This is a genomic window from Aestuarium sp. (genome assembly GCF_023253315.1).
GTDB classification, from domain to species: domain Bacteria; phylum Pseudomonadota; class Alphaproteobacteria; order Rhodobacterales; family Rhodobacteraceae; genus Marivivens; species Marivivens donghaensis.
On sequence record NZ_JALRGW010000001.1, the window covers coordinates 128581 to 141957 of the forward strand.

At 61.6% G+C, this 13377-nt stretch carries 8 protein-coding genes; 5 read left to right on the forward strand and 3 right to left on the reverse strand.

Annotation, left to right across the window (positions count from 1 at the left end; translation table 11 throughout):
• The first annotated feature begins 62 nt into the window (after positions 1-62).
• Together AC1QQ2_RS00670 and AC1QQ2_RS00675 are read left to right on the forward strand one after the other, a co-directional pair.
• Positions 63-1034, forward strand: a complete 972-nt coding sequence (locus tag AC1QQ2_RS00670) for an efflux RND transporter periplasmic adaptor subunit (protein WP_479711693.1) — start codon at positions 63-65, stop codon at positions 1032-1034.
• Positions 1027-4239 carry an efflux RND transporter permease subunit gene (locus tag AC1QQ2_RS00675; protein WP_479711694.1) on the forward strand — a complete coding sequence of 1071 codons (3213 nt, stop codon included), beginning with the start codon at positions 1027-1029 and terminating at the stop codon, positions 4237-4239. The genes AC1QQ2_RS00670 and AC1QQ2_RS00675 overlap by 8 nt, the downstream gene beginning before the upstream one ends.
• Before the next feature lie 47 nt (positions 4240-4286).
• Here the strand turns inward: AC1QQ2_RS00675 and AC1QQ2_RS00680 are convergent, their stop codons facing one another.
• Together AC1QQ2_RS00680 and AC1QQ2_RS00685 are read right to left on the reverse strand one after the other, a co-directional pair.
• Positions 4287-5414 carry a zinc-dependent alcohol dehydrogenase family protein gene (locus AC1QQ2_RS00680; protein ID WP_479711695.1) on the reverse strand — a complete coding sequence of 376 codons (1128 nt, stop codon included), beginning with the start codon at positions 5412-5414 and terminating at the stop codon, positions 4287-4289.
• 79 nt (positions 5415-5493) lie between these two features.
• Positions 5494-6687: a glycerate kinase type-2 family protein gene (locus AC1QQ2_RS00685; protein ID WP_479711696.1), complete on the reverse strand. Its 1194-nt coding sequence runs from the start codon at positions 6685-6687 to the stop codon at positions 5494-5496.
• Positions 6688-6814: 127 nt separating this feature from the next.
• On the opposite strand from AC1QQ2_RS00685, the gene AC1QQ2_RS00690 reads away from it, so the two are divergent.
• Genes AC1QQ2_RS00690 through AC1QQ2_RS00700 form a run of 3 tightly spaced genes read left to right on the forward strand, consistent with a single transcriptional unit; the run spans position 6815 to position 12356 of the window.
• Complete coding sequence (locus AC1QQ2_RS00690) at positions 6815-7432, forward strand: ImuA family protein (RefSeq protein WP_105234790.1); 618 nt, start codon at positions 6815-6817, stop codon at positions 7430-7432.
• The gene (locus AC1QQ2_RS00695; protein ID WP_479711697.1) at positions 7429-9057 is read left to right on the forward strand and encodes a Y-family DNA polymerase; all 1629 of its coding nucleotides are present in this window, start codon (positions 7429-7431) and stop codon (positions 9055-9057) included. The genes AC1QQ2_RS00690 and AC1QQ2_RS00695 overlap by 4 nt, the downstream gene beginning before the upstream one ends.
• The gene (locus tag AC1QQ2_RS00700) at positions 9057-12356 is read left to right on the forward strand and encodes an error-prone DNA polymerase (RefSeq protein WP_479711698.1); all 3300 of its coding nucleotides are present in this window, start codon (positions 9057-9059) and stop codon (positions 12354-12356) included. The genes AC1QQ2_RS00695 and AC1QQ2_RS00700 overlap by 1 nt, the downstream gene beginning before the upstream one ends.
• Here the strand turns inward: AC1QQ2_RS00700 and AC1QQ2_RS00705 are convergent.
• A complete protein-coding gene (locus AC1QQ2_RS00705) occupies positions 12353-13312 on the reverse strand; it encodes a LysR family transcriptional regulator (protein WP_479711699.1) in 960 nt (319 codons plus the stop codon). The two genes, AC1QQ2_RS00700 and AC1QQ2_RS00705, sit on opposite strands and share 4 nt — an antisense overlap.
• Positions 13313-13377: the final 65 nt, after the last annotated feature.

Sequence of the window (13377 nt, forward strand, 5' to 3'; positions counted from 1 at the left end):
TGGCTTTTATATTAGCATGTCTATATATGTCGCAAATTAAATGTTTAACCAGAGAGGCCCCCATGCGCGCGCTCCTACTCACGGCCTGCATCGCTGCGACCGGATTCACCGCTGCGGCGGACACGATCACCCTCCGTCCTGAGCCTGTTCAGGAATGGAAGCCCGTCTACGGCACCGTCGAAACCCGCGACCGCGTACCCGCACGGGCTCGTATTCCGGGCACCATCACAGAGCTGCTGGTGAGCGAAGGCGATCAGGTCACCTCTGGTCAGGCCATCGCCCGCATCGAAGACGACAAACTTCTGTTGCAGGTAGAGGCTTTAGACGCCCGTCTTGAAGCCCTCGCATCGCGTCTCGCAACTGCGCAGGCCGACCTCGAACGTGGTCAGCAACTGTCGGAAAACGGCGTGATCACGGGGCAGCGCCTTGAGGGTCTGCAAACCGCGGTGGACGTTCTGAACGGCGAAATCGCTGGGACTGAGGCGGAAAAGCTGGTCGTCAAACGCCAGATCGAAGAAGGCAGCGTTCTTGCGCCTGAAACGGGTATCGTCCTTGATGTGCCTGTCTCGCTTGGTTCCGTGATCAACCCAGGTGAACCTGTAGCGGTCATCGGCGGTGGCGGCGTGTTCCTGCGTCTGTCGATCCCCGAACGCCACGCCCTGTCATTGACCCAAGGCGATCCAATTTCCATAGACGGCGCCGACGGCGAAATCGAAGGCCGTCTGGCCAAGATCTACCCGCAAATCTCTGGCGGTCGCGTTGAGGCTGACGTTGAGGTCGACGGCCTCTCTGACACCTTCGTGGGCTTGCGTGTGCCCGTGCGCCTGACCGTTGGCACCCATGACGCGCTGATCGTTCCTGCCACTGCCGTGACCAAAATCGGCGGCATTGATTTCGTTGCGGTCGAACAGGGCGGGCACACCATCGAAAAAGCCGTCGTTCCGGGTGGCACGATGCTGCGTGACGGCGTCGAGTGGGTTGAAATTCTAACCGGCCTGAATGCTGGCGACGTAGTGGTGACTGACCATGAGTAATCCGAACCAAACAGGCAGCCTAGGCATTGCGGGTCACCTGACCCGTATGTTCTTGCTGTCGCCGCTGACACCGCTTCTGCTGATGGCGTCGCTCGCCGTTGGACTGATTGCGCTGGGCGCTCTGCCCCGCGAAGAAGAGCCGCAAATCTCAGTGCCACTCGTCGATATTTTCGTCGAAGCCCAAGGCCTGCGGGCCGAGGACGCGGTGAAACTTATTACAGAGCCGCTTGAGACGATCATCAAAGGCATCGACAACGTCGAACACGTCTACTCTGACACCCGTGACGACCACGTGATGGTCACCGCGCGGTTCGAGGTCGGCATCCCCTCTGACACTGCGATCCTGCGCGTGCGGGACAAGATCATGGCGAACCTCGACCGTATCCCTGTGGGCATACCGCAGCCGATGGTCGTGGGCCGTGGCATCAACGACGTGCCGATCCTCTCTGTCACCTTTAGCGCCGCTGAAGGCCATGAGGACATCACCGCCGCTGACCTGACCCGCATTGCGCGCGAGGTCGAAGTTGAGGCCGCGACGATTGAAAACGTGGGCCTGACCTATTTGATCGGTGCAACCGATGAGGCGATCCGCGTTGCCCCGAACCCCGAAAAACTGGCGCTTTACGGTGTGACGCTCCAGCAGCTTGCAGGCAAAGTGCAGAGCGCGAACAGCGCGGTTCCTGCGGGCACCCTCCGTGATGGGGGTGAACAGATCGGCCTCGTCGTCGGTCGCACGCTGACCACACCTGCGGATATCGGCAACCTTGAACTCACCACCCGCGACGGCCGCACGGTCTATGTTCGTGACGTGGCCGATGTGGCGCTGGTCAATGACATCGACGAACGCCATGTGGCGACCCTCACCCGTGATGAAAACGGCGAGGTCACCCGTCGTCCCGCGGTCACCCTCGCGCTTGCGAAACGCGCTGGATCGAACGCCGTGATCGTGGCCGAGGAAATCTTGCATCGCATTGAAGGCATGCACGGCAAACTCATCCCTGAATCCGTCGATATCGAAATCACTCGTGACTACGGTGAAACCGCCGACGAAAAAGCGAACGAACTTTTGTTCCACCTCGCTTTGGCGACCATCTCTATCGTGATCCTCGTTTGGCTCGCCATCGGTTGGCGCGAAGCCATCGTGGTCGCCATTGTGATCCCTGTGACGATCCTCCTGACGCTCTTTGCGGCTTACATCATGGGCTATACGCTCAACCGTGTATCGCTCTTTGCGTTGATCTTCTCGATCGGGATCTTGGTGGATGACGCGATTGTGGTCATCGAAAACATCGCCCGACACTGGGGGATGAAGAAACCGGGGCAGAGCCGCTTTGGCGCGACCATCGCGGCTGTGGCTGAGGTCGGAAACCCGACCATCGTTGCGACCCTGACCGTTGTGGTTGCCCTTCTACCGATGCTCTTTGTGTCAGGTCTGATGGGCCCCTACATGAGCCCGATCCCCGCGAACGCTTCTGCCGCGATGATCTTTTCGTTCTTTGTGGCGGTGATCCTGACCCCGTGGCTGATGCTGAAAATCGCGGGCCGTGCGGAACTTCATCACGATGATGGCCATGGTTTCCCCGGTGGCAAACTCGGTCGCATGTATGACCGCATCGCGCGTCCGCTGCTGTCGGGTAAGAAGTCGTCGCTGATCTTCCTCTTGGTCGTGGTTGTGCTGTCCTTCGGGTCGCTCGGCCTGCTCTACACCAAGGAGGTAACGGTTAAGCTTCTGCCGTTCGACAACAAATCGGAACTGGCGATTATGATCGACCTGCCCGAAGGGTCGAGCGTTGAGGCCACCGATGCCGTTGCCCAAGCCGCTGCACGTATCGCGATGGATATGCCCGAGGTGATCTCGGCCCAGACCCACGCGGGTACTGCGGCACCGTTCAACTTTAACGGCCTCGTGCGTCACTACTACCTCCGTCAAAACCCAGAGATGGGCGAGGTGCAGCTGAACCTTCTGCCGAAAACAGAACGTGACCGCACCAGCCACGACATCGCACTGGACCTGCGCGCACGCCTTGCCACGCTGAACCTGCCCGAAGGCACGGTCGTCAAAGCGGTCGAACCCCCTCCGGGTCCGCCAGTGATCGCGACCCTTCTGGCAGAGGTTTACGGCCCTGATGCAGACACCCGTCGCGAAGTTGCTGAAAAGGTCCGTGCCGCGTTTGAGGACATCGACTTTGTCGTGGACGTAGACAACAACTACGGCGTCCAGCCGCGTCGTCTGCGGGCAGAACTGATGACCTCTGACCTCGACTTCTACAACGTGCTGGAAAGCGACGTCACACAGACGCTGCAACTCCTGAACGGGTCGTCGATTGTGGGCTATTCCCACCGTGGCGAAGGCCGCCGTCCGCTGCCGATCGTGATGACACGTGACCACGGCGACAACACTCTGGACGCGATGGCGCTCTCTACTCCGGTTCCGGCGAATGCCCTGCCCGGTGGTCGTGGCGTGGTCGAACTGGGTGACGTTGTGCAGATCACCGAAGAACGCGCGTCGTTCCCGATCTTCCGCCACAACGGTCGTGACACCATCATGGTCATGGCAGAAATGGCGGGCGATTATGAGGCGCCTCTGTATGGTATGCTTGCCGTGCAGGAACGTCTGGACGCGATGGACTGGCCCGAAGGCATGAAGCCCGAGATCAGCCTGAACGGTCAGCCGTCCGAGACAGATACCCCCGTCATCCTCTGGGATGGTGAATGGGAAGTGACTTGGGTCACCTTCCGCGACATGGGCGCTGCTTTTGGTGTGGCTCTCTTGGGGATTTACATCCTCGTCGTGGCCCAGTTCGGCAGCTTCCGTCTGCCGCTGGTGATCCTGACCCCTGTGCCGCTGACCTTCCTCGGTATTATGGGTGGTCACTGGCTGTTCGGCGCGCCCTTCTCGGCGACCTCGATGATTGGTTTCATCGCGCTTGCGGGGATTATCGTGCGGAACTCGATCCTACTGGTGGACTTTATCCGCAACGCCAATGACGACGGCGAAGTGACCGTGGACATTCTGATCGAAGCAGGTGCGACCCGTTTCAAACCGATCCTTTTGACCGCGCTTGCGGCGATGATCGGCGCGGCGGTGATCCTCGTTGACCCGATCTTCCAAGGTCTCGCGATCTCGCTCTTGTTCGGATTGTTGTCCTCAACCGCCCTGACGGTTCTGGTGATCCCAGCGATCTACCGGATCTTCAAAACCTAAACGCAGCTTGCGCCCGCCCTCAACAGCGGGCGCAAAACTTTTAGAGGTTAGCCAAAGACGACAACCTGACGGATCGCGGCCCCTTCGGCCAAACGATCAAAGCCCTCGTTGATGTCCTCAAGTTTGATCTGATGGGTCATCAGCTTTTCAATCGGCAACTGCCCCCGCATCATCATAGAGGCAAAGCGCGGAATATCCCGCAGCGGCACGCATGATCCCACATAAGACCCCTTGAGCGTTTGTTCGTTCGCCGTCAGCGACACGGCAGGGATTTTCAGCTCGTGCTGCGGGTTCGGCAGGCCAGCGGTGACAGTCGTCCCACCACGGCGCGTCACGTCATAGGCGTATTTCAACGCAGGCACAGCACCCGCCACCTCGACCGCGAGATCGACACCGCCGCCTGTCATATCGCGCAGCTTTTGAACCGCGCCTTCCTCTGACGGGTCAATTGCGGCAGTCGCACCCAGTTCCAGCGCAAAGGCGCGTTTGTCGGCGGCAAGGTCAACCGCAATGACTTCACGCGCGCCACCCGCAATCGCGCCCAAGAGCGCGGCAAGGCCAACACCGCCCAAGCCCACCACAGCGCAGGTCTGCCCTGCCCGCAAGTTGCCAGAGTTCAGCACAGCGCCAACGCCCGTCAGCACCGCACAGCCCAAGAGCGCTGCACGATCCAGCGGGATGTCTTTGTCGATTTTCACACAAGACGCCTCGGATACCACGGCGTAGTCCGAGAACGCTGAGACGCCGACATGGTGGTTTACGGTGTGGCCTTCGTGGCTGATCCGTTTGTCACCCCCGATCAGGCTGCCCTTGCCCGCCGCTGCCGCCGCAGGAATGCAGAGCGCAGGACGGCCTTCGGCGCAGGGAACGCAGTGACCACAGGAGGGCGCAAAGACCAGAACCACGTGATCGCCCTTGGCAAAGCGGGTGACGTTCGGGCCGACAGCTTCAACCACACCAGAGGCCTCATGCCCCAGCGCCACAGGCATATCGCGCGGACGGTCGCCGTTGATGACGGAAAGGTCAGAGTGGCACAGCCCCGCCGCCGCCATTTTGATCAGGAGTTCCCCACTACCAGGTTCAGACAGCTCTGCCTCAACGATTTCAATGGGTTTTGTATCGGCATAGGGGCGTGCATTCCCCATTTGCCGCAGCAAAGCGATCCGCGTTTTCATCAGGTCCTCCGTCTCTGTTTACACCACTTTCGGGCGAGAGCGGAGTTGAGGCAAGAGAAATTGAAGGGTTGTTCAATTCTTATCGAATGAGGACACCCAGATCGGCGACGTTGGTCCCCGTGCCGCCTGTCATCAACAAATCCCCCGCAAGGCCCAGTGCCGCGTAGCTGTCGTTATTGTCCAAGAGCGCCGCGAGATCACCGCCCGCCGCCGCGATCCGTGCAAGCGTACCCTCATCGACCAAACCACCCGCAGCATCCGTCGGTCCATCGCGCCCGTCCGATCCCCCCTGAAGGCAGGTCCAGTTGGTCCAACCCCGTGCCTGTGCCTCTAGCGCGATGCGCAGGGCGAGCTCTTGGTTACGGCCCCCGCGCCCTGTGCCCTTGAGCGTCACGGTCGTTTCCCCGCCCCAAATGGTGATGCCCTCTCCTGCCGCGTCACAGATTTCGCGGGCGGCATCGGCAACGTCCCCTTCGATGGCGGTGGGAATGACATACGCCACGCCAGCCTCTGCGGCCATTGCGGCGACCGATTGGGCGTTTGATCCGATCAGGATGTTCCGCGCCTCTGCAATCGGCTGGTCAGCGTCAGAACGGGTGAGCCAATCGCGCACCGACTGCGCCACACGGTCCCAGATGTTCAGGCGTTCCAATACGGCAATCGCATCGGCGCGTGTGCCCAAAGGCGCAACGGTTGGCCCGCTGGCAATCGTAGAGAGGTCATCACCCACCACATCCGACAGGATCAACGCCCGCAGGTCGCGCCCCGCACAAAGCCGCGCCAATCCGCCCCCTTTGATCAGGGATAGTTGCTGACGAAGCAGGTTCATCGTCCGAATATCCGCCCCCGACGCCAAGAGGAGCCTGCTGACCTCGGCCTTATCCTCGAGCGTGATGTTCCCCGCAGGTGCAGGCAGCAGCGCCGACCCACCGCCCGAGACGAGCACCAGAACGGGACCCGTGGTTGATTGGATCGCCTCGATAAAGGCCCGCGCGCCAGCGGCACCGCCCTCGTCTGGGACGGGGTGGCCTGCGGTGATCACGGTCGCGCCGTCTAGCGGAGACGCGTTTTCAGCGTTGGTCACCACGATGGTTGGCACGCCCGCGAAACGGTCCAACGCCGCCTCTGCCATACGGCGGGCGGCCTTACCAACGGACAGGATCAGCGCCGGGGCTGTGTCGGGCAATGCGCCTTGGACGCCGGTAAAGGGATCAGCGGCAGCGACGCCTGCGTTGAAAATTCGGGTAGCCGTTTGGCGCATATCTTGGGTCATGGGCGGATCGTTACCTAGCCGTTTTCCAAGGGCAAGGCATTTTCAGATCTTTGCCCCTCTGCCCATCAGGATATTTGACGGAAGGTGGCGACTCGATGTAGAACAAAAAGAGAACAAAGAGTCTGCCATGTCCCGTCCAACGCCCAAAGATGCCACCCTGTCAGAGGTGTTTAGCCCCCGCGCTATTGATGCAGCAGCGGTGGGTTTTGTGCTGGCCCATCTGGACACGGCCAAACCCGTTCTGTGGATTCAAGATCGCCTGTCGCGCAAGGAAACAGGCCGTCCACATCTGCGCGGATTGCCCCGCCCGATTGAGATCATCCATGTGGACGCCAACCGCCCCGTCGATGTCCTCTGGGCGATGGAGGAAGGGTTGCGTTGCCCTGCCTTTGGCGCCGTGTTGGGCGAGGTCTGGGGTGATCCTGCCGTCCTCGATTTTACGGCCACGAAACGGCTGGCCTTGCGGTCAGAGGCGCATCGTATTCCCGCGTGGCTCATTCGGCGGGCGGCTACTGCGGGGTTGAGTGCGGCACGCAATCGCTGGCGCGTGGCCTCTCTGCAATCGCTCAAACACCCGTGGGACAGCCGCGCCCCCGGTGCGCCCGTCTGGGAGGCTGATTTATTCCGATCCCGCTGGGGCAAAACGGGGCGTTGGGTGGCGCAGTATGATGGCACCCGACTAACCTTTGACCACGGCGTTGAGGCGGACGCCTATGACGACCAACGGAGGGAGGCTGAAGGGTGAGCCGCCTGTCATCACGGGACATGGACCTCGCTGCCGCCCTGAAACAGTTGGAAACGGGGCTACAGACCCCTGCGCCAGACTGGGCCAAACCGAAACCATCGGGGCGGCGTATCCTGTCCCTCCACCTGCCCCGCTTTGCGATGGACCGCTGGCAGATCATGGCGGATCGGCGCGGCGATAGCCCACCTGCGGATATGCCCTGCGCCTTGGCCGTGGATAGTGCACGGGGCGCGATGATTCATGCCACCAACCACGCAGCCGAAGCCGCGGGCGTCTATATCGGTGCCCGCGTTGTCGATATGCGGGCGATCTGCCCTGCGCTGCACCTCGACCATGCGGATGTGGACAGCGATGCCCGTGCGCTGGAACGGCTGATGCTCTGGTCGCGACGGTGGGCACCTTGGACCGCGCGGGATGGGGCCGATGGGATCGTCATGGACATCACGGGCTGCGCTCACCTCTTTGGCGGAGAGGACGCGATGCTCTTGCAGATCGAGGACCGTCTGGCGGGCCTCGGTCTCAACTCTGCGAGCGCGATTGCCCCGACCCACGGCGCGGCATGGGGGCTGGCCCGCTTTGGCGCGGTGCGAGCGGTTTGCCCGCCGGATCAGCTAGAGACACAGATCAGCGCCCTGCCCGTGCGGGCCTTGCGGATCACGGATGACACGACGCTGTTGCTCAATCGGCTGGGGCTAAAGACCATCGGCGATCTGATCGCGGTGCCGCGTGTGCCTCTCGCCCGTCGGTTTGCCCGTGCGCCGCTGGCGGAAAACCCTCTGATGCGGCTCGACCAGATGGTGGGGAAATTGGCAGAGCCGCTGGATGCGCCAGATGATCCACCTCGGTTCATCACTCACGCCCGCCTGCCCGAACCCGTCCAAGACCCGACTGAATGGATTCCCCAACTGGCCCAAGACCTCTGCGCCGATCTAGAGGCCGCAGGGTTTGGCGCGCGGCGGATCACGCTGACCGTGTATCGCACCGATGGGGATGTGTCCTCTGTCACGGTCGCGACCAGCCAGCCCAGCCGCGATGCCGCCCATCTGGCCAAACTTTTTGACGGGAAGCTGGACCGCATCGACCCTGGCTATGGCTTTGACCTGATCACCCTCGCCGCGCCCTTTGTCGAACAGATGGGCAAGCTACAGCACCGTCTGGATCGCCGCGCCACGGATGGCAGCGAACTCGCGCAGACTATCGACCGTCTCACCGCGCGGTTTGGGCCGCGTGGGGTGCTGCGTCCTGCCCCGTTAGAACGGCATATCCCCGAACGTTCGGAACAGTGGCGGCCTGCGATGGCGGGCACCCCTGACCCTGCCGCCACCCATCCACGGCGGCCCATTCGCCTGCTCGAACACCCCGAGGAAATCCGCGTCCTCTATGCTGTGCCCGAAGGTCCGCCCGCCCAGTTTGTCTGGCGGCGGCAGGTGCACCGCGTGGGTCGCTTTGACGGGCCAGAGCGGATTGCCCCCGAATGGTGGGCCGACAAACCCGGCACGCGACTGCGCGATTACTACAAGGTCGAGGATCAGCATGGCCTGCGCCTGTGGATTTACCGCGAGGGTGTGCTGGGCGATCTGCGTGGGGCAGAGCCGCGCTGGTTCCTGCATGGGCTCTTTGCCTGATGCCCGACATTACGCCCCATCACCCGAAACGGAGCCTGCCTGACGACAGCGACTTCACCCCCAATCCACGCAGCGCCTATGTGGAACTGGGGCTCACAAGCTGCTTTTCTTTTTTGCGTGGCGCGTCAGAGGCCTGTGATCTGGTGCAGACCGCGTGGGAGGCAGGCTATGATGCGCTTGGCGTGGCGGATCACAACACGCTTGCGGGGGTCGTGCGGTTCTATGTGGAGGCGGAAAAGGCGCATATCCGCCCGCTGATCGGCTGTCGGATTGTGCTGACCGAGGGCGATATGATCCTCGCCTATCCCACGGATCGGGCCAGCTATGGTCGCCTGTCTACGCTGTTGTCCAAGGGCAAACGCCACACGCCCGACGGCACGTGGCAGGACAAAGGGGCCTGTGACATTCCGCTGGCCGACCTGCGCGCTGCGGCAGAGGGCTTGCGGCTGATTGTGATCCCACCCGACGACCTGACCAAATGGGAACCGCGGCTCAAGCACCTCAAACGCAGCGTGCCGCAGATCACCCATATCGCTGCGGCCTACCTCTATCGCGGGGCGGATCGCGCACGGATCAACCATCTGGATGCGCTGGCCGATCGCAACGGACTGTCGATCCTTGCCACCAACGATGTGCTCTATCACGCGCCCGACCGTAGGCCCCTGCAGGATGTGATGACCTGCATCCGTGAAAAACGACGGCTGAGCGATGCGGGCTACCTGCTAGAGCCGAACGCTGAACGACACCTGAAAACACCCGCAGAGATGTGCCGCCTGTTTGCCGAATGGCCCCATGCGATCCGCGCCACCCGCGAGGTGGCCGATAGCATCCGTTTTGACCTGCGCGAACTGTCCTATGAGTACCCCAAAGAGGTCGTGCCAGAGGGACAAAGTCCGCAGGCCTACCTAGAGCAATTGACGTGGAAAGGTGCCGCTGACCGCTATCCTGACGGGATACCCGATGAGACGGTCAAAGTTATACAAAAAGAACTTCGCATGATCGAAAAGCTCGATATTGCGCGGTATTTTTTAACTATTCACGACATCATCCGTTTCGCCCGTGATCAAAGCAGCCCGCCGATCCTGTGTCAGGGGCGCGGATCGGCGGCGAATTCGGCGGTGTGTTATGTGCTCGGCATTACGGCGGTGGACCCCGCGCAGCACCAGCTGTTGTTCGAACGTTTCATCTCTGAGGAACGCAAGGAACCGCCCGATATCGACGTCGATTTCGAACATGAACGGCGCGAGGAAGTGATCCAGCATATCTACGCCAAATACGGGCGGGATCGGGCGGGGTTATGTGGGACGGTGATCCACTATCGCCCCCGCTCTGCCATCCGCGAGGTGGGCAAGGTCATGGGCCTATCCGAAGATGTCACCAGCGCCATCGCCAAAACCGTTTGGGGATCGTGGGGCACCGATGTTGAGGAAAAACGCGTCACAGAAGCGGGCTTGGATTTGAGTGACCCGCTGTTGCGTCGCACGCTGACCGTGGCCCGCCAGATGATCGGGATGCCGCGGCACCTCTCGCAGCATGTGGGCGGGTTTATCCTAACCGAACGGCCCCTGACCGAAACCGTTCCCATCGGCAACGGCGCGATGGCGGATCGAAGTTTCATCGAATGGGACAAGGACGACATTGATGCGCTGGGGATCCTCAAGGTGGATATCCTCGCGCTCGGCATGCTGACCTGCATCCGCAAGTGTTTCGATTTAATTTCAGCGCATTACGGAAAGCACCTAACCCTCGCCACCACGCCCCGAGAGGACCCGAGGGTTTACGATATGCTCTGCCGTGGGGACAGCATCGGGGTGTTTCAGGTGGAAAGCCGTGCGCAGATCAACATGCTGCCGCGCCTACGGCCGCGTGAATTTTACGACCTCGTGGTGCAGGTGGCGATTGTGCGGCCTGGGCCTATTCAGGGCGACATGGTGCACCCGTATTTGCGTCGGCGGAGCGGTGAGGAACCCGTGATTTATCCGTCCCCCGCGCCGCCCCATCACCCCGAAGAACTGCGCCAAATCCTTGGGCGGACCTTCGGCGTGCCTATCTTTCAGGAACAGGCGATGAAGATCGCGATTGAAGCGGCAGAGTTTTCCCCCGCCGAAGCCAATGAACTGCGCAAGGCGATGGCGACCTTCCGCAGCCGTGGTACCATTGGGCGGCTTGAGGAAAAGATGGTCGGGCGGATGGTGACGCGCGGCTATGACGAGGAATTCGCCCGCCGTTGTTTCGATCAGATTAAGGGCTTTGGCGAATACGGGTTTCCCGAAAGCCACGCGGCGAGCTTTGCCCAGTTGGTCTATGTGTCGAGCTGGCTGAAATGCCATTACCCTGCAGCCTTTTGCGCGGCCCTGCTGAATGCGCAGCCGATGGGATTTTATGCTCCTGCGCAGCTGGTGCGTGATGCCCGCGAGCACGGCGTGATCGTGCGTCCGCCTGATGTGAATTACTCGGATTGGGACACGACGTTGGAACCCCTCAGCGGGGGCTTTGCGCTGCGATTGGGGTTCCGTCAGATCAGCGGGTTTCCACAGGCGGCGGCCCTGCGATTGATGGCGGCGCGTGACAGGCCGTTTCGGGATGTCAAATCGCTCCAAGAGGTTGGGATCAGCGCGGCCCACATCCGCAAACTGGCCGAGGCGGATGCGATGCGGTCACTGTTTATCGACCGCAGGCAAGCCCTTTGGGAGGCGAAATCGCTCCGCGATGCGCCCGATCTGCCACTGTTTGCCGAGACGCGCGATGAAGGCGCCGAACCCGCTGTCGCCCTGCCTCAGATGCCCAATTGCGAACAGGTCGTGGCGGATTATCAGACGCTGCATCTGTCGCTCAAGGCGCATCCGATGGGGTTCTTACGCGCAGGGATGAGGAAAAAGGGCTATGGCGCGACCCGCGATCTGATGCAGTCCCGCCCGTGGCAAAAGGTCAAACTGGCGGGGTTAGTGCTGATCCGTCAAAGACCTGGATCGGCCAAGGGCGTGTGCTTTATCACCATTGAGGATGAAACTGGCGTCGCCAATATCGTCGTTTGGCCCAAGATGATGGAGGCCTATCGCAAGGTGGTGATGCAGTCTCGGCTCTTGTCCGTCGAGGGGTACATCCAGCGCGAGGGCGACATCATCCACGTTGTGGCGCAGCACCTAGAGGATCGGTCGGATGCGCTTTTGCGATTGGCGCCCGAGGCGATGGCACCCCCGATGGCCCGCGCGGATGAGGTCACAAAACCCATTCCCGCAGGCGCCGCCCGTCACCCGCGCAACGTCCGCGTCATCCCCAAAAGCCGCGATTTCCACTAGAGCGTGGTGAGCTGTCCCTTGAGCCACGGGTAGGCGGTAACCGCAGGACCGACGATCAAATCGTCGATCAACGGGCGCAACCTGTTTGCCACTTGGGTCGGTGTGTCCGAGAGCGCCCCGCGCCGTGCGGTCAGGGCAATCTGGCGCGACAGTGGTGCGAAAGGCAGCGGGATCAGGTCGAGTTGATCATGCACCCGTTCCGCCCGCAGCCACGCCATCGGTGTCAGGATCGACCATCCCGCCCCGCCCGCAACCATCGCAAGGATCGCGTGATAACTGTCCAACTCGAACCGATGGGCCAGTGGGAAATTCTCGCGTGCCAAATGCGCGGCAATCACCTGCCCCATGAAATGGCGAGTGGTGTATTGGATCATCGGCAAACGGCGCAGATCAGACAGCGGCGCGACCAGATCCACGGCCCCCTTGGGCGCTGCGATGACAAAGGGTTCTTGCATGAGCGCGTGACGCTCCAGCCCTTCGGTCATCGTCGGCAGGTCCGCCGCCACGATCATATCGAGCGCCCGTGCGTCCAGAAGGTCGTGCAACTGATGCGATGGGCCCGTCTCTAGCAGGAACTGGCAGGATTTCAGAACATCGGCAATCTCGCCCAAGAGGCGTGGTGTCACGTCAGTCTCAAAATCCTCGATCATCCCGAGGCGGAGGCGCGTTAACCCAGAATTATCGCCCGAGAGTTCCAACCGCGCCTGATCAGCCTCGTTCAGAATGGCATTGGCGCGGCGGAGGAATTTCTCGCCCGCTGAGGTCAGCGTGATGGGTCGTTCGTTGCGGTTCAACAGGACCGCGCCGATGCTGGTTTCCAAATTGGTCAACTGCTGGCTCACCGTCGCGGCGGACGATCCCAACCGCCGTGCCGCCGCCGAGATGGAGGCCTCTTGCGCAGTGGCCACAAAGACCTCAACGCCCCAGAGGGTAATTCGACCTGATGATGGTGCCATGAACCATGCCTCCTGTTCGCTGCGGCTACGCTAGGGGGTCAACCGCGATGCCGCAACGGCGAATG

Coding starts and splice junctions, on each gene's coding strand:
- AC1QQ2_RS00685 (WP_479711696.1), bottom strand. CDS start 6,687: ATGACCCAAGATATGCGCCAAACGGCTACCCGAATTTTCAACGCAGGC.
- AC1QQ2_RS00700 (WP_479711698.1), top strand. CDS start 9,057: ATGCCCGACATTACGCCCCATCACCCGAAACGGAGCCTGCCTGACGAC.
- AC1QQ2_RS00675 (WP_479711694.1), top strand. CDS start 1,027: ATGAGTAATCCGAACCAAACAGGCAGCCTAGGCATTGCGGGTCACCTG.
- AC1QQ2_RS00670 (WP_479711693.1), top strand. CDS start 63: ATGCGCGCGCTCCTACTCACGGCCTGCATCGCTGCGACCGGATTCACC.
- AC1QQ2_RS00690 (WP_105234790.1), top strand. CDS start 6,815: ATGTCCCGTCCAACGCCCAAAGATGCCACCCTGTCAGAGGTGTTTAGC.
- AC1QQ2_RS00680 (WP_479711695.1), bottom strand. CDS start 5,414: ATGAAAACGCGGATCGCTTTGCTGCGGCAAATGGGGAATGCACGCCCC.
- AC1QQ2_RS00705 (WP_479711699.1), bottom strand. CDS start 13,312: ATGGCACCATCATCAGGTCGAATTACCCTCTGGGGCGTTGAGGTCTTT.